This is a genomic window from Bordetella tumulicola (assembly GCF_054779135.1).
Genome location: NZ_BAAGYU010000005.1, coordinates 83355 through 103212 on the forward strand (window position 1 = coordinate 83355; position 19858 = coordinate 103212).

Annotated in this window: 19 protein-coding genes and 1 tRNA gene; 13 read left to right on the forward strand and 7 right to left on the reverse strand. The window is 59.2% G+C overall.

Features of this window, described 5'->3' with window-relative positions; genetic code table 11:
- Positions 1–164 precede the first annotated feature (164 nt).
- The 5 genes from ACYVDM_RS03660 (at position 165) to ACYVDM_RS03680 (ending at position 4364) form a co-directional block, all read left to right on the forward strand.
- Positions 165–692: a 2,4'-dihydroxyacetophenone dioxygenase family protein gene (locus ACYVDM_RS03660; RefSeq protein WP_415792164.1), complete on the forward strand. Its 528-nt coding sequence runs from the start codon at positions 165–167 to the stop codon at positions 690–692.
- Between the two features lie 106 nt (positions 693–798).
- Positions 799–1773: a Bug family tripartite tricarboxylate transporter substrate binding protein gene (locus ACYVDM_RS03665; RefSeq protein WP_415792163.1), complete on the forward strand. Its 975-nt coding sequence runs from the start codon at positions 799–801 to the stop codon at positions 1771–1773.
- 40 nt (positions 1774–1813) lie between these two features.
- Positions 1814–2605: an SDR family oxidoreductase gene (locus ACYVDM_RS03670; protein ID WP_415792162.1), complete on the forward strand. Its 792-nt coding sequence runs from the start codon at positions 1814–1816 to the stop codon at positions 2603–2605.
- A 10-nt stretch (positions 2606–2615) separates the two neighbouring features.
- Positions 2616–3335, forward strand: a complete 720-nt coding sequence (locus ACYVDM_RS03675) for an SDR family NAD(P)-dependent oxidoreductase (protein WP_415792161.1) — start codon at positions 2616–2618, stop codon at positions 3333–3335.
- Between the two features lie 198 nt (positions 3336–3533).
- Complete coding sequence (locus ACYVDM_RS03680) at positions 3534–4364, forward strand: IclR family transcriptional regulator (RefSeq protein WP_415792298.1); 831 nt, start codon at positions 3534–3536, stop codon at positions 4362–4364.
- A gap of 235 nt (positions 4365–4599) precedes the next feature.
- Here ACYVDM_RS03680 and ACYVDM_RS03685 read toward each other — a convergent pair whose 3' ends face one another.
- Positions 4600–5313 carry a tellurite resistance TerB family protein gene (locus ACYVDM_RS03685; RefSeq protein ID WP_415792160.1) on the reverse strand — a complete coding sequence of 238 codons (714 nt, stop codon included), beginning with the start codon at positions 5311–5313 and terminating at the stop codon, positions 4600–4602.
- A gap of 174 nt (positions 5314–5487) precedes the next feature.
- Here ACYVDM_RS03685 and ACYVDM_RS03690 point away from each other — a divergent pair, with 174 nt between their 5' ends.
- Positions 5488–5886 (forward strand): OsmC family protein, encoded by a 399-nt coding sequence (locus tag ACYVDM_RS03690; protein ID WP_415792297.1) that lies wholly within the window; start codon positions 5488–5490, stop codon positions 5884–5886.
- Positions 5887–6016: 130 nt separating this feature from the next.
- Here ACYVDM_RS03690 and fabI read toward each other — a convergent pair whose 3' ends face one another.
- Genes fabI through gloB form a run of 3 tightly spaced genes read right to left on the reverse strand, consistent with a single transcriptional unit; the run spans position 6017 to position 9047 of the window.
- A complete protein-coding gene (fabI, locus tag ACYVDM_RS03695; RefSeq protein ID WP_415792159.1) occupies positions 6017–6799 on the reverse strand; it encodes an enoyl-ACP reductase FabI in 783 nt (260 codons plus the stop codon).
- 54 nt (positions 6800–6853) lie between these two features.
- Complete coding sequence (locus tag ACYVDM_RS03700; protein WP_415792158.1) at positions 6854–8224, reverse strand: transglycosylase SLT domain-containing protein; 1371 nt, start codon at positions 8222–8224, stop codon at positions 6854–6856.
- A 10-nt stretch (positions 8225–8234) separates the two neighbouring features.
- Complete coding sequence (gene gloB, locus ACYVDM_RS03705) at positions 8235–9047, reverse strand: hydroxyacylglutathione hydrolase (RefSeq protein ID WP_415792296.1); 813 nt, start codon at positions 9045–9047, stop codon at positions 8235–8237.
- An 18-nt stretch (positions 9048–9065) separates the two neighbouring features.
- On the opposite strand from gloB, the gene ACYVDM_RS03710 reads away from it, so the two are divergent.
- The 7 genes from ACYVDM_RS03710 (at position 9066) to ACYVDM_RS03740 (ending at position 16755) form a co-directional block, all read left to right on the forward strand.
- The gene (locus tag ACYVDM_RS03710) at positions 9066–9839 is read left to right on the forward strand and encodes a class I SAM-dependent methyltransferase (protein ID WP_415792157.1); all 774 of its coding nucleotides are present in this window, start codon (positions 9066–9068) and stop codon (positions 9837–9839) included.
- Between the two features lie 65 nt (positions 9840–9904).
- The gene (gene rnhA, locus ACYVDM_RS03715) at positions 9905–10366 is read left to right on the forward strand and encodes a ribonuclease HI (protein ID WP_415792156.1); all 462 of its coding nucleotides are present in this window, start codon (positions 9905–9907) and stop codon (positions 10364–10366) included.
- 276 nt (positions 10367–10642) lie between these two features.
- A complete protein-coding gene (locus tag ACYVDM_RS03720) occupies positions 10643–11791 on the forward strand; it encodes an efflux RND transporter periplasmic adaptor subunit (RefSeq protein WP_415792155.1) in 1149 nt (382 codons plus the stop codon).
- Complete coding sequence (locus tag ACYVDM_RS03725) at positions 11788–14883, forward strand: efflux RND transporter permease subunit (protein ID WP_415792154.1); 3096 nt, start codon at positions 11788–11790, stop codon at positions 14881–14883. The genes ACYVDM_RS03720 and ACYVDM_RS03725 overlap by 4 nt, the downstream gene beginning before the upstream one ends.
- Before the next feature lie 5 nt (positions 14884–14888).
- Positions 14889–15605 carry a DNA polymerase III subunit epsilon gene (dnaQ, locus tag ACYVDM_RS03730; RefSeq protein WP_415792153.1) on the forward strand — a complete coding sequence of 239 codons (717 nt, stop codon included), beginning with the start codon at positions 14889–14891 and terminating at the stop codon, positions 15603–15605.
- A gap of 46 nt (positions 15606–15651) precedes the next feature.
- Positions 15652–15726: transfer RNA gene (locus tag ACYVDM_RS03735), tRNA-Val, on the forward strand.
- Between the two features lie 123 nt (positions 15727–15849).
- Positions 15850–16755 (forward strand): ChbG/HpnK family deacetylase, encoded by a 906-nt coding sequence (locus ACYVDM_RS03740; RefSeq protein ID WP_415792152.1) that lies wholly within the window; start codon positions 15850–15852, stop codon positions 16753–16755.
- Here ACYVDM_RS03740 and ACYVDM_RS03745 read toward each other — a convergent pair.
- From ACYVDM_RS03745 to ACYVDM_RS03755, 3 genes are read right to left on the reverse strand one after another with little or no spacing between them, the layout of a single operon-like run.
- Positions 16752–17522, reverse strand: coding sequence for an enoyl-CoA hydratase/isomerase family protein (locus tag ACYVDM_RS03745; RefSeq protein WP_415792151.1), 771 nt, complete (start codon positions 17520–17522; stop codon positions 16752–16754). The two genes, ACYVDM_RS03740 and ACYVDM_RS03745, sit on opposite strands and share 4 nt — an antisense overlap.
- A complete protein-coding gene (locus ACYVDM_RS03750; RefSeq protein ID WP_415792150.1) occupies positions 17515–18663 on the reverse strand; it encodes a type 2 periplasmic-binding domain-containing protein in 1149 nt (382 codons plus the stop codon). Before ACYVDM_RS03750 ends, ACYVDM_RS03745 begins: the two co-directional genes overlap by 8 nt.
- Positions 18660–19856, reverse strand: coding sequence for a CaiB/BaiF CoA transferase family protein (locus ACYVDM_RS03755; RefSeq protein WP_415792149.1), 1197 nt, complete (start codon positions 19854–19856; stop codon positions 18660–18662). Before ACYVDM_RS03755 ends, ACYVDM_RS03750 begins: the two co-directional genes overlap by 4 nt.
- Positions 19857–19858 lie beyond the last annotated feature (2 nt).

Sequence of the window (19858 nt, forward strand, 5' to 3'; positions counted from 1 at the left end):
TGGGTTGGCAGCTGGCGAACGCGAACTGCCGCTCAGCAGAACCCGTAGAAATCTTCCCACTCTTGAACCCGGGTAAACCCTTGGCTTGTGCATCGCAGAGCTATGTCTATAATTGTCCATAAAATAAACAATAAGACCATATTATGGACAATTACGGAGATGATATGCCTATCGATAAGCCTGATGCCGAGCCGTTGACGCCCTATCAGCATCCCAATCCACCCGACGCGTTGCCGGAGATAGTGATTCCACATGCGATCCCGACAGATGAGCGCCTATGGGTGCCTCAGGCCGAGAATGTCTGGTTTCGCCCGCTCTGTTTGAACGCCAGCCAGGGCTACTGGATGAACCTGTTGCGGGTGCGCAAGTCTGGGGTGTTGAGCCGCCACCGCCATCCGCAGGCCGTGCACGGTTTTGTGCTGAAAGGTCGTTGGCGCTATCTGGAGCATGACTGGGAGGCGACTGAGGGCAGCTACGTGTTTGAGCCGCCGGGCGAAACGCACACGCTGTACGTCCCGCCCGATGTGGAGGAAATGATCACGTACTTTCAGGTGAACGGAGTCATGTACTACACGGATCCGTGGGGCAAGGGTATGGGGTACGAGGACGTCTTTACCAAGATCGATATGTGCCGCAAGCATTTCACCGGGGTGGGTTTGGGTGAAGACTATGTGCAGCAATTTATTCGCTAAACAAATAGCCGCATCAATGCGGTGATCCAGCGTCCATGAGTATCGAGGGACGCCCCTTGAACTCAAGGTGATGCGGCATAACTAAAACTTCATGTGGAGAGAGGCTATGAAACGCCGTGCATTTAATCGCTGTATCGTTTCTGCCTTGCTAGGCGGCGCTGCGGCGCTGGCTGCGATTCCGGTCGCGCAAGCACAGAATTTCCCTAGTCGTCCGGTTGAATTGGTGGTGACGTTTGCTGCAGGTGGCGGTACCGATGCTTTGGCGAGAGCCATGGCAGATGCGTCGCGCAAGCATTTTCCCCAGACGATTGTGGTGTTGAACAAGCCTGGAGCAGCAGGGGGAATTGGTTTGACCGATGTCGCCCATAGCAAGCCCGATGGCTACAAGCTCGCGTTGGTGACGGCAGATATGGTGATCATTCCCCATCTGGGGTTAACCAAGACCACCTACGAAAATTTCACGCCTATCATCCAGCTTAATGCTGATCCCTCGGCCATCACGGTTGCTGCTAATTCGCCGTACAACACGATCGAAGAGTTTCTGGACGCGGCGCGTGCAAAGCCAGAGATGATGCAGGTGGGGAACGCGGGTGTGGGATCGATCTGGCATTTGGCAGCCGCAGCGCTGGAGGACAAGACCGGTACTAAATTCAATCACATTCCTTTTAATGGCGGAAATCCGGCAGTATTAGCACTGTTGGGGGGGCACATTGATGCGGTAGCCGTCAGTCCGGCCGAAGTCATTCAGTATGTGAAAGCCGGCAAACTGAAGACACTCGCGGTGATGGCCGACAAGCGTGTGGAAGGCTTTGAAAATGTGCCGACGCTGAAAGAGCGCAACATTGATCTGTCCATTGGGACGTGGCGAGGGATTGCAGCACCAAAAGGTACACCTCAGCCCGTGTTGGACACTTTGGGCGATGCTTTCCGCAAGGCCGCTGCAGAAGACAGCCTGAAGAAATTCATGGCCGAGCAGAATCTGGGTTATGTCGTGGCGGATCAGAAAAATTTTACAGAGCAGATCGAGCGTGACAATGCTACGTTTAAGGCTTTGATCGAAAAATTCAATATGCGACCGTGAGTCTGTTGTCGGTCGACTTTTTTAGTGACGAGGAATAAACATGGATCTGGGAATCTCGGGCAAAACTGCCCTAGTCGGTGGGGCAAGCAAGGGTTTGGGCTACGGCTGCGCGCTGGCGTTGGTGCGTGCGGGCGTTAACGTGGTGATTGTGGCGCGTGGTGCCGATGCATTAAACCTGGCACAGCAACAGCTATTGCAGGAGCGCTCGAATAGCGAGAGTTTTGTCAAAGCGGTCGCCGTTGATATCACGACGCCACAAGGCCGCGAGGCCGTGTTCGCGGAACGTGGGGATTACGACATTGTCGTGACGAATGCGGGGGGACCACCGCCGGGTGATTTTCGTGATTGGGACCGAGATCAGTGGATTAAGGCCGTTGACGCAAACATGTTGACGCCGATTGAGCTAATCAAGGCGACGGTGGATGGCATGGCGCAGCGTGGCTTTGGGCGCATCGTCAATATCACCTCCAGTTCGGTGAAAGCGCCTATTGACGTGCTGGGTTTGTCCAATGGTGCGCGTAGTGGTCTGAGTGGCTTTGTGGCAGGCGTCGCACGCAGTGGTATCGCTGCGCACGGCGTGACGATCAATAACTTGTTGCCCGGTGCGTTTGAGACCGATCGATTGAAGTCGACCATGGCGGCTTCAGCGGCCAAAACGGGCAAAGATGTGGACGCATTGCGGGCTGCGCGTTTGGCGGGAATTCCTGCTAAACGTTTCGGCCAGGCCGAAGAGTTTGGTGCCATCTGCGCGTTTCTGTGCAGTGTGCAAGCAGGCTATATGACAGGGCAAAACGTGTTGGCCGACGGCGGCGCTTACCCGGGGACTTTCTGAGTGTGAGGATATGACGTATCAGGCTGATTTATTTGCGGGGAAAACTGTCTTAGTGACTGGCGCGACACAGGGGATTGGTGCCGCCATTGCCAATCGCCTGGCGTCGCTGGGCGCACGCACGATCGCAGCGGGGTTGAGCTCTGACTCGACCGATCTGAGTTCGGATATCGAGGTGCGTATCGGGGATGTCAGCAAAGCGGAGGATGTCGAGACTTTGCTGGTCGGTCTGGATGCGTTAGATATTGTGGTGAACTGCGCCGGCATTATTCGACGTGGCGCAGAGCATGATCCCGCCGTGTTTGAGCAGGTGCTGGCAGTGAATCTGACAGGCACGATGCGTGTTTGCAGTGCGGCACGTGAACGTTTGGCACGGCGCAGGGGGTGCATTGTGAACACCGCTTCCATGCTGAGTTTTTTTGGCGGATCCCTGGTGCCGGCTTATGCCGCCAGTAAAGGGGGCGTGGCACAATTGACGAAGTCGCTTGCGCTGGCTTATGCAGAGGATGGCATCCGTGTGAATGCGATTGCGCCGGGTTGGATTGCGACACCGTTGACACGGGCGTTGCAGGAAGATCCGGTGCGGTCGGCACCGATTCTGTCGCGTACTCCGCTGGGTCGCTGGGGCACGCCGCAGGACGTGGCCGAAGGAGCGGTATTTTTGTGCACGCCGGCTGCGGCCTTTATGACGGGTGTGATTCTGCCCGTGGATGGGGGGTATCTGGTGGCCTAACACCGATGGCGGCACCCGTCGATGAGAGACCTGGATGACTATGAGCAGAGAGCCTCGAGTCGGCAATGGGTTGTCTGACGGACGCTGTGCTGCATGGCGTAGATTAATCCGGGGATAATGCTGTTGTTGGTGCACCCCGGTGTGCTTGCGCGTGGCAAGCCTCTTGCCGCCTTTCTTTTGATTTACTCATTCGTTGCGATGTCAGCCTCTACATCCGTTGCTTCTCCCCCGACTGCTCAGGTAGCCGGCACCGCTGCGTTTTCGAAGTTCATGCATGTGCTGCAGTTGGTAGCGGATACGGCAGAGCCCATGACGATTGCCGAGCTCAGCAAGCTCAGCGGTTATCCGCGTCCCACCGTGTACCGTACGGTCGCGGCGTTGCTCGCCGAGCGCTTGTTGGCCGAGCATCCTCACTCCGGAAAACTGACCCTGGGGCCTCGTTTGATCCAATTGGCCAGCCGTAGCTGGGGGCGTTCTGAGTTGCGCCTGGCAGCCGTTGAAGAACTCAAGCAGCTACGTGATCTGACCGGCGAAACGGTGCATCTGGCGGTGCCGAACGGCCAGCACATGGTCTATATCGAAAAGCTGGAAAGCCCTAGCGCGGTGCAAATGCATTCGCGCATCGGGACCAATGTTTCCCTGCATTCGACGTCGGTGGGCAAGGCCTATCTCGCGCTGCTAGACGAGGTCGCGCAGCGGACGGCGCTGGATGCTTTGCCGCAACCGCTGCCGCACTATATGCCTAACACGGTGAAAGATCTGCAGGCTTTGCGTGCGCAACTTAAACAAGTGCGTCAGCGCGGATGGGCCGTAGATGACGAGGAAAACGAGGCGGGTATTTATTGCTTCGGCGCGCCTATATTTGGACGCAATGGTATTCCGGTCGCCGCCATCAGTGTCAGTACCTTGCGCTTTCGGCAAAAGCCCGACCCAGAGGCGGCCTATGTCGCACCGTTGTTGCAAGCCTGCCGGGCGATTACGCAGCGTTTGGCCGAGACGCCAGCACTGTCGTCGGCGGACATGTTGTAGGTCGCGCCGCGGTTCCCTTTTTTACTTGATTTGACAGCTATCAGGTGGCCAGTACGGCACCAATGATGGCGTTGCAGTAAACCGAAACACCATTTTTGCCAGAAATGGCCTACCGCCGGATAGGCGGAAAGTGACGCCTGTGGAGATATAAGTAGCGCGGTAAGGCGCCCAGCCCAGGAGACCCACCGAAGCGACAGCGCAAATCACCGCGTAGCGCCGTAGGAATCCCCGTCCTTCAGGAAGGGGGGGATGTCATTTGGCTTTCCAATTGGGCCTTCAGATCGGGCGCCAACTTCAGTTGGCGTGCCAGCTCGTCCAGATAGGCGCGTTCCATATAGCTTTCTTCGTCGACCACAATCAAACTTGCCAGATACATTTCCGCACCCATTTCGGGGCTCTGCGCGGCAGTGGCAATGGCGGAGGGGTCCAGCGGACGGGCCAGTTCGGCCTCGAGCCACTGGCGATCGGCGGGGTCGGAGGATAGCTTACCCAGTTCGGTTTCCAGGAGTTGACGCTCGTCGGGGCCAATGTGGCCGTCGGCTTTGGCGGCGCCGATCATGGCGGTCAGGACGGCCGTGCTGTGCTGCTCGAGCTGGGCGGCGGGCAGGGACTGGAACGTCTCGGCCGTCAAGGCTGGGGGCGTTGTCGCAGCAGGAGCGCCGGCAGGTTGGGCTGCCTGTTTTTTCTGCCAGTCGCCATACGTGCGATAGGCAAGTGCGCCCAGGGCGGCCAACCCGCCGTACATGGCGACCTTGCCGCCGACTTTGCGGACCTTTTTGCTACCGAGCAACATGCCTAATGCGCCGGCGCCCAATGCGCCGCCGCCCAGACCGGTCAGAAAGGACGACGTATTGCCGCCGGATGTCGCGGATTGCACGCGTGCGCTGGCGTCGCGGGCCAAGCCCTGGCCTGATTGCAGAAGTTGTTCGAGTAACTGGCGGGCGCTCATAAAAAGGGTTCCTGTCGAGAATGCAGAACAAAGTCAGACTATCGTAATCGCTAAAAGTTCAGCAATTTGTCAGTATTCTGCGTGATTCAACGATGAGACGATATGCTGGAAATGCTACAAAGAGCAAAGTGGCCCGCCGGGCCGCATATTGCACCGCACAGCAGGAGATCATCGATGACGATTCGTATCCGCCAAAATGCACCGACGACTTTGGAGTTTACGGCTAATGCCGAGGGCCATACTTTGCCGCTTGCCCTGCCCCAGCCGCAAGGGGATGGGCCCGATCCGCATGATTACTTCGATACCGCATTGGGCGGATGCAAAGCATTGACGGTGATGATCTACGCGCAGCGCAAGGAAATCCCGCTGCAATGGGTCGATGTCGATGTGGTGCGCGACGCGGGCGAAGAACGCAAGGGGATTTATCGTCTGACAGCGAAGCTGACGCTACACGGTGAGCTCAGCGATCCGCAGATTGATGAGTTGCTGGCGGTTGCCGAGAAATGCCCTGTACATAAGCTGATGACTGCGGTGGACGTGCAGGTGTCAACCTTGATTGTGCGGCCGGAATAGCTCAGGAGCAGCCCGACGCAGGTCGGCATCGCCGTAGCAAAACCCGCAGCAAAACGCCATCGCAGTAAAGCAAAGGGGTGGTTCATGTGAGCACATGAACCACCCCTTTGCGCGGTCTGGATCGGAGGACTTATTCCATGCCGGGGGTGACGGTCGAGAAACCGGCGTCGACGTGGGTGATTTCCCCGGTAACACCCGCCGCCAGATCCGACATCAGGAAAGCCGCGACGTTGCCGACTTCCTCGATGGTCACGTTGCGACGCAGCGGCGCATGGGCTTCGACGAATTTCAGGATCGACGAGAAATCCTTAATGCCGCTGGCGGCCAGGGTCTTGATCGGGCCGGCCGAGATGCCGTTGGCACGGATGCCGCGCGGGCCGAGCGCCGTGGCCAGGTAGCGCACGCTGGCCTCTAGCGAGGCCTTGGCCAAACCCATGGTGTTGTAGTTGGGGACCACGCGTTCGGCGCCCAGATACGTCAGGGTCAGCACGGATGCCTTGCGGCCCTCCATGAGGGGCAGCGCGGCTTTGGCGAGTGCGGGAAAGCTGTAGGCCGAGATGTCGTGTGCGATGCGAAAGCCCTCGCGTGACAGTCCACCGAGGAAATCACCGGCGATGGCCTCGCGGGGGGCAAAACCAATCGAGTGCACCAGCCCGTCCAGGCCATCCCAGCGCTGGCCGAGTTCGGCGAAGGCCGCCTCAATCTGGCTGTCTTCGGCCACGTCGCAGGGCAGCACGATATTACTGCCAAACTGCGTGGCAAATTCGCTGACACGGTCTTTGAAGCGGTCGCCGACATAGGTGAATGCCAGTTCCGCACCTTGTTGGTGACAGGCTTGTGCGATGCCGTAGGCGATGGAACGGTTGGAGAGCACTCCGGTGACCAGAATGCGTTTGCCGGCGAGAAAGCCCATGAGTCTTGTCCTTAGAATTCCGTGCGGAAAGGCAGCTATTTTAAAGCGTAACGATTAGCCGCGTGTCCCGGTGCCGGGCACGCGCAGTTGTGCGCCGACTTTCAGGTTACTGCCTTTCAGGTTGTTCAGGGCGCGCAGGGCGTTGACCGAGGTGCCATAGCGCCGGGCCAAGCTGCTCAAGGTGTCGCCCGGCCGCACTTTGTGCGTACGCACGTTCAGACGGGCGCTGCGGCGATTGGTCGCGCGAGAAGGGGGCGCGATGGCACCGGCCGGGGCTTCGAGCGAGGCCAGTTGCACACCCGGCTGGCTGCTGGTGGGTACCAGCAGCGCGACGCCACTGGCTGATTTGCTGCGGCGAGAGACCCCGTTAGCGCCGCGCAGCGCCGCTTCGGTGACGCCAAAGCGTTTGGCAATCGAGGCGTAAGACTCGCCGCGGCGAGGTTGATAGACCTTCCAGGAGGTCAAGTCACCTTTGTAGGCCAGCAAGTTGGCGTTAAAGGTTGCGACGCGATTGGTGGGCAACAGCAAGGTAGGCTGGTGTTCGCCACGAATCAGGGGACGGTTGAATGAGGGGTTGAGCGCCTTGAATTCCTCAAGCGGCATCTCTGCCAGTTGGGCGGCGATCTCGAGGTCAATGTCGCGATCCTTGCGCACCATGGCGAAATACGGCGAGTTCTCGACGTGAGGCAGAGCGATGGCATATTTGCCGGGATTGGCGATCAGGTTCTTGATGGCCTGAAGCTTGGGAACGTAGTTGCGCGTTTCCTCGGGCAGATTGAGCGACAGGTAGTCGGTGGGTAGGCTGGCGGCTTCGTTTCGGGCCATGGCGCGCTGGATGGAGCCTTCGCCCCAGTTGTACGAGGCCAGGGCCAGATACCAGTCGCCCTGCATTTCAAATAACTTTTCGAGATAGTCCAGGGCCGCGTAGGTCGAGGCGATGGGGTCGCGCCGCTCGTCACGCCACCAGTCTTGTTTGAGATTGAAGTATTGGCCGGTCGTGGGAACAAACTGCCAGAGGCCCGCGGCTTTTGAGCGAGACAGGGCGGTCGGGTTGTAGGCGCTTTCCACAAAGGGCAGCAGCGCAAGCTCTGTCGGCAGGCCGCGACGATTGACCTCGTCGACAATGAAATACAGGTATTTGCCGGCACGCTCGGCCATGCGCTGAACGGCTTCGGGGTGCGCCGCGTAGTAGTCTGTCCATTCACGGGACAGATCGGTGTTCAGGTTGGGGATGGCGAAACCGCGGCGGATGCGATCCCAGGCATCGGCGGGCGGATTGGTGAGGTCGACAGTACGCGAAGTATCCTGGGCGACATACTGCTGCTTGTTGTTGGGGGGGCTCGTCGTCGCTGACTGGCGGGGAGTGCCGGCGCAGCCGGCAAGTATGGCGAGAACAACAGGTAGCAGAAGTCTTGTCAGGGTCATCGGGTCATTGTCACTTGAAATCGTTTTTCCATTCACGCAAAGCGGCAAAAGTGGCTACAGGCGTATCCAGCGTCTGACCTGACTGCTGGCGCACGGCCTGAATCACATCGGCTTGGCGGGTTCGCAAGAACGGATTGGTGTCCAGCTCCAGTGCCAACGTTGTTGGCACGGTAGGACAGCCTTTTGCACGTACTTCTTGGGCCCGCTGATACCACTGCTGCAGAGCATTATTGGCTGGTTCAACAGCCATGGCCCAGCGTAAGTTCGCTAGAGTGTACTCGTGCGCACAGCAAACCAGTGTATCGGCGGGTAAGGACTTGAATTTTGCCAGAGACGCGTGCATTTGTGCGGGCGTCCCCTCGAAAAGTCGCCCGCAGCCACCCGCAAACAGTGTGTCGCCACAGAAGAGCACCGGCGCGGGATGACCGGCGGCCCTGCCATGGTAAGCAATGTGACCAGAGGTATGGCCGGGCACGTCCAGTACGGTCATGTCCAGATCCACGTCGGGCAGGGTGACACGATCGCCTTCGACCAGGCGTACGTCACAATGAGGCAAGCGCTCGTGTGCGGGGCCGTACACGGGGACAGAGGCATGGCGCAGTAATTCCATCACTCCCCCGACGTGGTCACCGTGGTGATGAGTGAGTAGAATGGCGCGCAACTGCAGATCACGTTGTTCGAGTAGATCGAGTACCGGACCGGCCTCGCCCGGATCGACGACGACGACGTTGCGTTGGCGAATAATCGCCCATATATAGTTGTCGGAAAAAGCGGGCAACGGCAGGAGAGTCCTGTCGTCAACGGTAGCGGGTATGGCTTGCATCATTTCAGGAATGTCGAAGTGACCGAAGAAACTTCGCCGATTGTAGAACTAGCCGAGTGGTTTCAGACACCCCCGGGACAACACGTCCTGGCGTGGGAGCGCGCGCAGTTCGATGCCATCCTGGTGGATGTGTTCGGATATTACGCTTGGCAGGTCGGTTTGGCAGAAATAAATTTCCTGCAGGCCAATCGCATGCCTTTCAAAGGCTGGGTGGGCTCGCAGATGCCGACGCCCGACGAGGCCGCACGTTGGCGACGGTGCGTGGTGGCGCAACCCGATGCGTTGCCGTTCGAGTCGCAAAGCGTGGATCTGCTGGTGTTGCCGCACGCGTTTGAATGTACGAACTCGCCGCACGAGGTGCTGCGCGAAGCAGAGCGGGTGCTGATGCCCGAGGGGCGGCTGGTGATTTCGGGGTTTAACCCCTGGAGCCTCTGGGGTGCGCGTAACCGGATGCCGGGGATGGAACCCTGGTTGCCGCATCCCCCGTCGGCTCAGGTATCCTTGCCGCGCTTGAAAGATTGGCTGAAGCTGCTGTCGTTCGAGGTCGGGCCGGGGCGTTTCGGATGCTATACCCCAGCGTGCCGTACCGAAAAATGGCTGCAGCGATGGCATTTCATGGAAACCTACGGAAAGCGGTGGTGGGCACTGGGCGGCGCGGTGTACGTGGTATCCGCCGTCAAGCACGTCGCGGGGATGCGCTTGGTCGGCCCCGCATGGAAGACTAAAAAACGTCGGCGTACCCGTGCAGCGTCGGTCGTGGTGAATCGTCAGGCGGGATCAGGTAAAACGTGACCCCTGGCACGTCGCCCTTCGGTCGCGCCGCCGGTCGGCCCAATGAATATAAATTAGTAGGAACAATGCAAATAAACAATGACGGCGACCAGCAGGTCGAAATGTGGACGGACGGCGCTTGCAAAGGCAATCCGGGGCCGGGTGGTTGGGGGGTGTTGATGCGCGCCGGCGCGCACGAGAAAACCTTGCACGGCGGTCAGGCCGGCACGACCAACAACCGCATGGAGCTGTTGGCCGTGATCGAAGGCCTGCGCGCACTCAAACGATCGTGCCGGGTGCGGATCCATACCGACTCGCAGTACGTCATGAAAGGCATGACGGAATGGCTGGTCAACTGGAAGCGCCGGGGGTGGATGACCGCCGATAAAAAACCGGTGAAAAATGCAGAACTCTGGCAAGCATTGGATGAGCAGGTCTCCCGGCATCAGGTCGAGTGGCGGTGGGTGCGTGGCCATGCGGGCGACCCGGGCAATGAGCGTGCCGATGCGCTGGCGAACCAGGGCGTGGAGAGTGTGCGCAAGGGCTGACGTTCGTAAGCGCTTAGCATGATGGCGATGGCCGGCTCGCGCTGACTCGCCGCTTAGCATCGGTCCAGTGGGCGCGACCTTGGGCCTGGCATAGGCAACCCGTCTTTTTTTATTCGGGAATACCCTGGAAATGCCAGTCAACTACTCCCGCTGTGACAAGTTTGTGCCAGTGTGTAAACCGCTGGTGCTAAAGTGCTAGGTCCATAGCTTGTCTCCACCCCGTCGGGCTGCGCAACGCGCGTGCCCCGGCTTATTGACGCACCGCGATTATTGCGCATGAAGAAAGCTGTACTGCTGACCGCGATTGCGGCCGGGCTCGCCGCGGGCGCGGCCTTGGGGTTCTGGGTGCCGCGCTGGTTGGCGACGTCTACGGGACAAGTCGCGGATGCTGCCGCAACAGCGGCATCGGCCACACCGAAGACCCGGCCCATGGACACGGTGCGCGTAGAAATCGCTCGCGTCCAGCAACTGCAATTCACACGCGGCATCGCCGCCGTGGGAAGCCTGCGCTCAGACGAGTCGGTCGTGTTGCGTCCCGAAGTCGTGGGCCGTATTCAGGCAATCGATTTCAAAGAAGGCCAGCCAGTCGAACGCGGACAAGTGCTGGTTCGTCTGGATGACTCCGTGTCGCGGGCTGAATTCGATCAGGCGCGTGCCAATTTGGCGTTGGCACAAACGCATTATCGTCGCGCCGTCGAGTTGCAGGGACGGGGGTTTGTCAGCCAGCAGGCACGCGACGAGGCCGCCAGCAACCTGAAAGTGCAACAGGCGGCGACGGCATTGGCTCAGGCGCGGCTCGACAAGATGACCATACGCGCGCCATTTGCGGGTATCGTCGGGCTGCGTAGCGTGTCGGTAGGCGATTATGTCGATCAGGGACAGGATCTCGCGCCTCTGGAGGCGATTGATCCCCTCAAGGTCGATTTTCGCGTGCCCGAGATGTATTTCAACAAAATCCGGGTGGGCCAGACCTTGACTATCCGTCTGGATGCCCTGCCGGGTTCAGAACGCCAGGGACAGGTGTACGCTGTCAGCCCCTTGGTCGATGCCGGGGGCCGTTCGATTTTGTTGCGCGCGACGATTCCCAATCCGGATTCGCGTTTGCGGCCGGGCATGTTTGCCCGCGTGCAACTCTCGTTCGGGGCCGACGAGGTATTGGCCGTCCCGGAGGCGGCACTCGCGCCGTCGGGCCAGGCGCAGTATGTTTTCAAGGTACGAGAAGGGCATGCCCATCGTACCGAGGTCACCCTGGGTGAGCGCCGGGATGGTCAGGTCGAAATCCTGACGGGCGTCGCTGCAGGAGACCAAGTCGTGGTGGCTGGATTCCAGCGGCTGACCGATGGGGCGCCGGTCGAGGTGGCCCCCACTGCCGCCACGACGCCGCCGCAGAGCAAGGCCCAGGGACCACAGGCGACGCGATCATGATTCTGTCCGAGATCTGCATCAAGCGACCGGTGTTTGCTTCGGTCTTGTCGTTGATCATTGTGTTGATCGGCCTGATCTCGTATTCACGCTTGACGGTGCGAGAGTACCCCAACATCGACGAACCGATCATCTCTGTCAGTACGACCTACAAAGGGGCGTCTCCCGAGGTCATTGAGTCGCAAGTCACCAAACCTCTCGAAGACCAACTGGCCGGTATCGAGGGAGTGAACGTGATGACCTCGCGCAGTCGGTCCGAACGCAGCTATATCAATATCAAATTCAATCTATCGCGGGATCCGGATGCCGCCGCAGCCGAGGTACGTGACAAAGTGTCCCGCGCGCGTCGCTATCTGCCGGATGAAATCGACGAGCCCATCATCGGCAAGGTCGAGGCCGACGCGACGCCCGTCATCTATCTCGCCGTGGAGTCGGGCTCGCTTTCGGTGATCCAGACCTCGGACTATATCAATCGCTACATCAAGACACGCTTGTCTGTGCTGCCCGGCGCGGCAGAAGTCCGCGTGTATGGCGAACGCCTGCCATCAATGCGGATATACGTCGATCGTGGCAAGTTGGCGGCCTATCAATTAACCGTTCAGGACGTTGAGACCGCGCTTGCCAGCCAGAATGTGGAGATTCCGGCGGGCCGTATCGAGTCGCGCGATCGCGAGTTTACGGTCGTGTCATCAACGGACTTGCAGACGCCAGAGCAGTTTGCGGACATCGTGGTGGCCAGCGTCAAGGGCTATCCCGTACGGATCCGTGATGTGGCCAAGGTTGAGGTCGGCGCGGCGGATGACCGCATATTGTCGCGATTTAATGGCAAGGCTGCGATCAATATCGGATTGACCAAACAATCCACGGCGAATCCCCTGGATTTGTCCAAGGCGGTGCGTGATGAGGTGGCGTTATTGAATGAGACCTTGCCTGATGGAATGCGGCTGAATGTTGCCTACGATACGTCGACATTTATTGAGCGTTCCATCAGCTCGGTATATCACACCATCATCGAAGCTATTGTGCTGGTGGTGCTGGTCATCTTCTTTTTCCTGCGGAATTTGCGGGCCAGCATCATTCCCATTGTGACCATTCCGGTCTCGCTCATTGGCGCGTGTGGCCTGATGTACCTGTTTGGCTTTTCGGTCAATACCTTGACTTTGTTGGCCATGGTGTTGGCGATCGGTCTGGTGGTCGATGACGCCATCGTGGTGCTCGAAAACATTTTCCGCCATATCGAGGACGGCATGCCACGCCGTGAGGCGGCATTGCGGGGATCGAAAGAAATCGGTTTTGCCGTGGTGGCGATGACACTGACCTTGGTCACGGTGTACGCCCCGTTGGCGTTCGCAACGGGGCGTACCGGCAAGCTCTTCATCGAGTTTGCGCTGACGTTGGCCGGTGCGGTATTGGTGTCGGGTTTTGTTGCGCTGACCCTGACGCCCATGATGTGTTCGGTCTTGTTGCGCCATCAATCCAGCCACAGCCGCTGGTACAACCTGATCGAGGGATGGCTCGATAGCTTGGCGAGCGGTTATCGGCGGAGTTTGCTTTGGGCCTTGCATCATCGGGCATTGATCGTGATCATCGGGCTCGCGGTGGCGGCGAGCAGCGGTGTCTTGTTTTCCGTGGTCAAAAGTGAGCTTGCCCCAGTCGAAGATCGCGGGGCGATTTATGGCAGAGTCACATCCCCCGAGGGCGCTACCCTGGGTTACATGCTCGATAGCGTACGGCAGATCGAACAGTTCTATACCCAGATTCCCGAAACCGAGGCGTACCAGTCGTCGATCGGCTTTCCGACCGTCACTGACGGAACGGTGATTTTGCGGCTGGCCCCCTGGGAACAGCGTGATCGGAAACAGCAGGAGATCGCGCGCGAGCTGCAGGCCAAGTTCGCCACATTGCCCGGCGTCAAGGCCTTTCCAACGAATCCGCCCTCATTGGGTCAGTCCTCTCGTTCCAAACCAGTCGAGTTCATCATCATGAGCCAGGCCTCGTATGCCGAGTTGGACAGGCTCGTGGACGTGTATCTGAACGCGTTGCGTGATTATCCGGGCTTGGTCAATCTGGATACGGACTTGCGCTTGAATACCCCGGAGCTGCGTGTGCAGGTGGATCGCGACAAAATGGCCGATGTGGGGGCAGGGGTGGATGTCGTGGGCCGTACGCTAGAGTCCATGCTGGGTGGACGGCAAGTGACACGCTACAAAGACGATGGCGAACAGTACGACGTAATTGTGCAAGTGTTGCCGCAAGATCGCAGCAACCCGGCGGACATCTCGGGGATTTATGTCCGTACGCGCGACGGCAGCATGGTGCAGTTGGACAACCTGTTGTCGGTGCATGAGAGTGTGTCCCCCCAGTCGCTGAATCACTTTAATCGCCTGCGCGCGGTGAAGATCGAGGCCGAGGTGGCACCTGGCTACGCGTTGGGCGAAGTCCTCGACCATATGCAAGAGGTGGCGCGCCAAGTACTCCCCCACACATTGCAGACCGATCTGGATGGACAGTCGCGCGAGTTCCGGGACTCGTCGGGCAGTATTTATCTGGTGTTCGCCATGGCCCTGGCCTTTATCTACCTGGTGATGGCCGCGCAATTTGAAAGCTGGCGCAATCCGTTCATCATCATGCTGTCAGTGCCTTTGTCCATGACGGGGGCATTGCTGGCGCTCTGGTTGACGGGCGGAACCCTGTCTATTTACAGTCAGATTGGCTTGATCACGCTGGTCGGGTTGATCACGAAACACGGTATTTTGATTGTTGAATTTGCCAATCAACTGCGCGACGAGGGACGTGAGCTTTTCGACGCGGTCGTCGAGGCCAGCGTGCTGCGGTTGCGGCCGATTTTGATGACGACGGGGGCAATGGTGTTGGGGACATTACCCTTGGCAGTCTCGACCGGCGCAGGAGCGGAATCCCGTCAACAGATCGGCTGGGTGCTGGTCGGCGGGCTGACCCTCGGTACACTATTGACTTTGTTTGTGGTGCCGGTGGCCTATACGTTGATTGCAACGGTGCGCCACAAACCGGGCCATCAAGTCACGCCGGATACGGCGGCCGGGGCAGATACCCATGCTGCATCGGCGACGGAGTAGTCTTTATGCGTCAAATTATTTTCGATACGGAAACCACGGGCCTGGATCCCTCTCAAGGGCATCGCATCATTGAGATCGGATGTATCGAGGTCGTCAATCGGACGGTGACGGGCAATAACCTGCATCTTTACCTGAATCCGGACCGTGATAGCGACCCCGAGGCCCTGGCGGTGCACGGGCTGACCACCGATTTCCTGGCGGACAAACCGCGGTTTAACGAGGTGGCGGCCGAATTTCTGGCGTTCATTCAGGGGGCGGAGCTTATCGCCCACAACGCGGCGTTTGACGTCAAGTTTTTCAATGCCGAACTAAAGCGCATCGGCCAGGGCGAACTCGCCGGGCAGTGCGGCAAGATCACTGATTCGCTGATGATGGCCCGCACGCTATATCCGGGCAAGCGAAACTCGCTGGATGCCTTGTGCGATCGCCTCGGCATCTCCAACGCGCATCGGACGCTGCACGGCGCTTTACTCGACTCGCAACTGCTGGCCGAGGTTTGGCTGGCCATGACGCGCGGGCAAGACGCGCTGCTCATCGACGTGGACGACAACGGGCCGTCCAGTGGTGCGGGCACGGCCGTGGGCTCCTTCGACGGCACGGTACTTCGGGTACTGAGCGCATCGACCGATGAACTGGCCGCGCATGACGAGTATTTGGCTGGCCTGGGGGATGCCTGCGTATGGCGCGCCCTGGATGCTCCCGCAGAGGTTGCCGACGCCTGAAGCGTTTGCCGACCCCGATTTTTCTATGCTAGAATTCCGCTTCTTTGGGTGGTTAGCTCAGTGGTAGAGCACTGCCTTCACACGGCAGGGGTCACAAGTTCGAACCTTGTACCACCCACCAGAATCCAAAGACAAAGGCCGCCTTCGGGCGGCCTTTGTCTTTGGCGTCACCATTCTGAAATCTGTATGACATTCTGCACTGTTAAGGTTTAGGAGACCGTTTTGTGACGGGGGTGAGACCAGAATGTCCGACGGCGATATATCGGCCAAGCTATTTGATCAAGGTACCTCGGCATACACAAATCACGTTTCATCATCTGACGAGGGACAGTGGTGGAAGCGCATTGTGATGTGTGGCGAGGATTTCGGGTTGAACGCCGACGTCGACGCGGCCGTAATGCGGTTGGCCCATATGGGGCGTTTGAGCGCTGTCAGTTGCTTGACGCAAGGCCCGACGTTTGTAGAGCATGGCCCGGATTTACGCGGACTGGACCTGGATTTGGGCGTGCATCTCAATCTGACGGAGTGTCTCGGCCAAGCAGGGCAGGCGTCAATGACGTCTTTGCCGACCTTGATCGCGCGCGCTTACGCGGGACGTATTGATGACGCTTGGCTGAATCTGCATCTGGTGCGTCAGTTTGATGCGTTCGAGGATGTTATGGGGCGAGCGCCGGATTATGTGGACGGGCGCCAGCATGTGCACCAATTGCCCGGGGTGTTGCCGCGTCTGCTGCAACTGCTCGCGCATCGCTATGGTTCCCGAGGACCCTGGTTGCGTCATACGGCGCCGGGGGCGCAAGACGGTATTCCTTTGCGCGAATCGGCGAAGGCACGCCTCGTCGGTGCACTGGGCGCGAGCGCTGTGTCGCGTATCGCGCGTCTTGACGGGTGGCGAACGAATCGCCGGTTGTTCGGCGTCTATGATCAGCAGGGTGGCGCGCGGCGCTATGCGCGATTGTTGCAGCGCTGGTTGCACAATGCGCGAGACGGGGATCTCGTCATGTGCCGTCCAGCACTGCCGGGCAGCGCCGGTACGCTCGCGTCGCAGCGGGTGGCAGAGTTTGAAGTGCTGGCTCGCCCAGAGTTTGGGGATTGGATGCGCTGCAATGGCGTACGCGTGGCGCGCCCCATAAGTTGCCAGGCTTCTTAGCGGCGCCGGAACGTGGGCGTGCGCTTTTCCTGAAAGGCTTTTCGGCCCTCCATGGCATCTTCGGTCGCAAAGCAGATGGTTTGCAGATCGCGTTCGTAAGCGGTGGCCTGCTCCACGGGCATACTTAGCGCGGCGCGTAGATTCACCTTGGCGGTTTCGGCAGCGATGGGCGCGCGCGCGGCGATCGCCGCGGCAATCGTTGCCACGCGATCACGTAGGGCGTCCAGTGCGACGACTTCGCTGATTAATCCCCACGCCATGGCCTGCTGAGCAGAGACGGGGTCTCCCGTCATCACCATCAGCGCCGCATTGGATGCGCCAATGGAGTGCAGCAATTGCGCGGTCATGCCTCCTCCGCCTATCCAGCCGAGTTTGATTTCAGGTGAGCCGAGTTTTGCATTCTCTGCGGCGATGCGAATGTCGCAGGCCAGCGCCATTTCCAGGCCGCCGCCAAAGGCATAGCCATTGATCGCGGCGATCGCAGGTTTTTTGAGTGCGCGGATCAAATCGCAGTAATCGCGTCGATTGCGAAAATCCCAAGGCGTGGCATAGCTGTCGAGTTCCACGATGTCTGAGCCCGCGCAGAAAGACTTGGGTCCAGCGCCCGTCAGCACGACGACGCGCACGTCATCGCTTTCATTGCAGGTCTGGACTGCTTGAGTCAGCAACTGCGCCATGTCGGGCGTCATGGCATTGAGCTTTTCTGGCCGATTGAGTTCGATCCAGGCGACATGATCTTGAATGTGTAGATTGACGAGGCTAGTCACTAGTTACCCTTTCAGAAATCGTATTGTGTGGCGCGCACAGCGTGTTCAACCCATCGGCGAGTTCGGCCGAGCTGGCACCGCGCAGAAGGCCATCGCGCAAAAATAGCGAGGCACGCGTTTGTGTCGCAATAAATCCGTTGTGTCGGGGACGCAGGCTGGCCGCGCGCAAGGTGTCGGCCGTGCTGCGATAGAAATCGTTGCTCGCCGCATTGACGGCCGGATCATTCCAACCGGCTACATGACTGGGCTGGCCCGCATGCCGGGGAATAAAACGCGTCTGGGCGTTTTCGCCGAGTAGCCACAAGAGGTGGTCGATGAGTGCCGTGTCGACCTGGCAACGCTGAGATATCGCGATACCGGTACCGCCGAGAATGGAGCCGGGCGGATTGGCGTCAACACGGGGTGCATTCTGGAAGACCAGAGGCGTGCCATCCTGTACGCATGTGTAGTTCACGTAGCCATAGACAAGCGGACACAGCAGCACGTCTTCATGCGTCGTCATATGGTGCAGCAAGGCGATGGGATTGGCCTCTCGTACCGACATCGGGCTGAGTGTGGCCAGCGTGATGAGCCACTCGCAGGCTTGCCGCAACACGTGAGGTTGGTGCCAGCGTTTGCCGTCGCCCAGCGCCAGAGCAGGGTCCAGTGCCGCGCACATTGATAACAGGGTCAGGAATGCATGCGGTCCAGCCAGGGACAACGCGACCCGTCCGGTCTGGCGCGATAGCGTCAGGACATCCTGCCATTGCTCTGGAACGGCGTGACCCGCTTGGACTAGCAAGTCGGGGCGCAACGCCATCACCTGGGTCGCGGCATCGAGCGGCAACGCCCATTGATGACCGTTCATGCGGTAACTGGCGTGCGTCAGGCCAATGCTGTTGCGTTCAATCATGTCGAGCGAACCCAATGGCAACAACGCATCCAGCGGTTGGAGGCAACCTTGCGCCAAGGCTTCGCCCAAATGCGGATGATCCAGCACGATCAAATCGTATTGCTCGCAAAGTTGGGCGATGGGGGCGGACTCGAACCCTTCTAGCGAATGAATATGCCAGTCGATCAGTCCGGTCTGATCGGCGGCGGCTTGCAAGGCGGCATAGCCACGCGGGTGATCCCAGGTCAGCCCGCGCCAACGTCGACTCATGGCTGCGCTGCGCAGACGATCGCGCCATGGGCTTCAAATGCCGCGATATGATTCGCGTCAAAGCCATATTCGCGCAGGATCTCCGCGCTATGTTGGCCGGGCAGTGGCGCACCTCGTTCAATACGCGCCGGAGTCTTGGTAAAACGGATGGGAAACCCCGGCGTTTTGACGTGGCCTTCGGTTGGATGGTCGTATTCGACAAAGGTCCCGTTGTGGGCGATTTGAGGGTCAGCCACGAGCTCGGCATAGCCATAGACCGGGCTGCACCAGATACCTGCGGCGTTGAATCGCTCAAGCCAATCCTGCGTACCGCGTTTTGTCATGGCTTCGCGCACCAGACGGAAAATGTCATCGCGCTGATCCCATCCAGCGGCCTCGTCGACATAATCCAGCAGGGCGGGTTGTTCCAGTTCGCGTGCCAGGATCGTCATGTCAGGCATCGCCAGCGCTAAATAGCCGTCCTGGGTGGCAAAGGTGCCATAGGGGGCGCGGATGTAGCTGTGCGCGTGCGGTTCGGCGCTGCGGGTCTGCGCCTTGCCGCCTACGGTAAAGACCGACAGTTCCTGCATTTGCAGGGTCGTGATGGCGTCCAGCATATTGACTTCGACTTTTTGCCCTTCGCCCGTGCGTTCACGATGCAATAGCGCACCCAATACACCTTCAAAGGCGCAATAAGCGGTGACTGCATCCACCAGATATTGCCCCGCTGCACGCGGCGCTTCACCGTCGCAACCTGTCGACAGCATGGCGCCGGACATGGCTTGCAACAGCAGGTCCTGGCCGGGCCTGCGGGCATAGGGGCCGTCTTCGCCAAAACCTGACATCGAGACGTAGATCAGTCGCGGATTAAAGGCGGAGAGGCTTTCATAGTCCACACCCAAGCGTTGGGCGACGCCGGGGCGGTAGTTTTGAATAAACACATCGGCCTGGCTCGCCATTTGACGAATGATCGCCTGGCCGTCTTCGCTTTTTAGATCGACCGCGAGTGAACGCTTGTTGCGGTTGAGGGACAGAAACGACACATTGATTTTGTTGCCCTTGATGCCGCCGGCAGGCGCGTGACGTTGCCATTCACCTTCTTTGGGCTCGATCTTTACGACATCGGCTCCCAGGTCGCCGAGCCGCTGCGCGGCAAAAGGACCCGCCATAGCGATCGAGCAGTCCAGAACTTTATAACCCGTCAAAATTCCCATGA

Excerpts from the sequence above, each read along its gene's own strand:
- ACYVDM_RS03660 (WP_415792164.1), top strand. The coding sequence starts at position 165 with ATGCCTATCGATAAGCCTGATGCCGAGCCGTTGACGCCCTATCAGCAT.
- ACYVDM_RS03665 (WP_415792163.1), top strand. The coding sequence starts at position 799 with ATGAAACGCCGTGCATTTAATCGCTGTATCGTTTCTGCCTTGCTAGGC.
- ACYVDM_RS03670 (WP_415792162.1), top strand. The coding sequence starts at position 1,814 with ATGGATCTGGGAATCTCGGGCAAAACTGCCCTAGTCGGTGGGGCAAGC.
- ACYVDM_RS03675 (WP_415792161.1), top strand. The coding sequence starts at position 2,616 with ATGACGTATCAGGCTGATTTATTTGCGGGGAAAACTGTCTTAGTGACT.
- ACYVDM_RS03680 (WP_415792298.1), top strand. The coding sequence starts at position 3,534 with ATGTCAGCCTCTACATCCGTTGCTTCTCCCCCGACTGCTCAGGTAGCC.
- ACYVDM_RS03685 (WP_415792160.1), bottom strand. The coding sequence starts at position 5,313 with ATGAGCGCCCGCCAGTTACTCGAACAACTTCTGCAATCAGGCCAGGGC.
- ACYVDM_RS03690 (WP_415792297.1), top strand. The coding sequence starts at position 5,488 with ATGACGATTCGTATCCGCCAAAATGCACCGACGACTTTGGAGTTTACG.
- fabI (WP_415792159.1), bottom strand. The coding sequence starts at position 6,799 with ATGGGCTTTCTCGCCGGCAAACGCATTCTGGTCACCGGAGTGCTCTCC.
- ACYVDM_RS03700 (WP_415792158.1), bottom strand. The coding sequence starts at position 8,224 with ATGACCCTGACAAGACTTCTGCTACCTGTTGTTCTCGCCATACTTGCC.
- gloB (WP_415792296.1), bottom strand. The coding sequence starts at position 9,047 with ATGCAAGCCATACCCGCTACCGTTGACGACAGGACTCTCCTGCCGTTG.
- rnhA (WP_415792156.1), top strand. The coding sequence starts at position 9,905 with ATGCAAATAAACAATGACGGCGACCAGCAGGTCGAAATGTGGACGGAC.
- ACYVDM_RS03720 (WP_415792155.1), top strand. The coding sequence starts at position 10,643 with ATGAAGAAAGCTGTACTGCTGACCGCGATTGCGGCCGGGCTCGCCGCG.
- ACYVDM_RS03725 (WP_415792154.1), top strand. The coding sequence starts at position 11,788 with ATGATTCTGTCCGAGATCTGCATCAAGCGACCGGTGTTTGCTTCGGTC.
- dnaQ (WP_415792153.1), top strand. The coding sequence starts at position 14,889 with ATGCGTCAAATTATTTTCGATACGGAAACCACGGGCCTGGATCCCTCT.
- ACYVDM_RS03740 (WP_415792152.1), top strand. The coding sequence starts at position 15,850 with ATGTCCGACGGCGATATATCGGCCAAGCTATTTGATCAAGGTACCTCG.
- ACYVDM_RS03750 (WP_415792150.1), bottom strand. The coding sequence starts at position 18,663 with ATGAGTCGACGTTGGCGCGGGCTGACCTGGGATCACCCGCGTGGCTAT.
- ACYVDM_RS03755 (WP_415792149.1), bottom strand. The coding sequence starts at position 19,856 with ATGGGAATTTTGACGGGTTATAAAGTTCTGGACTGCTCGATCGCTATG.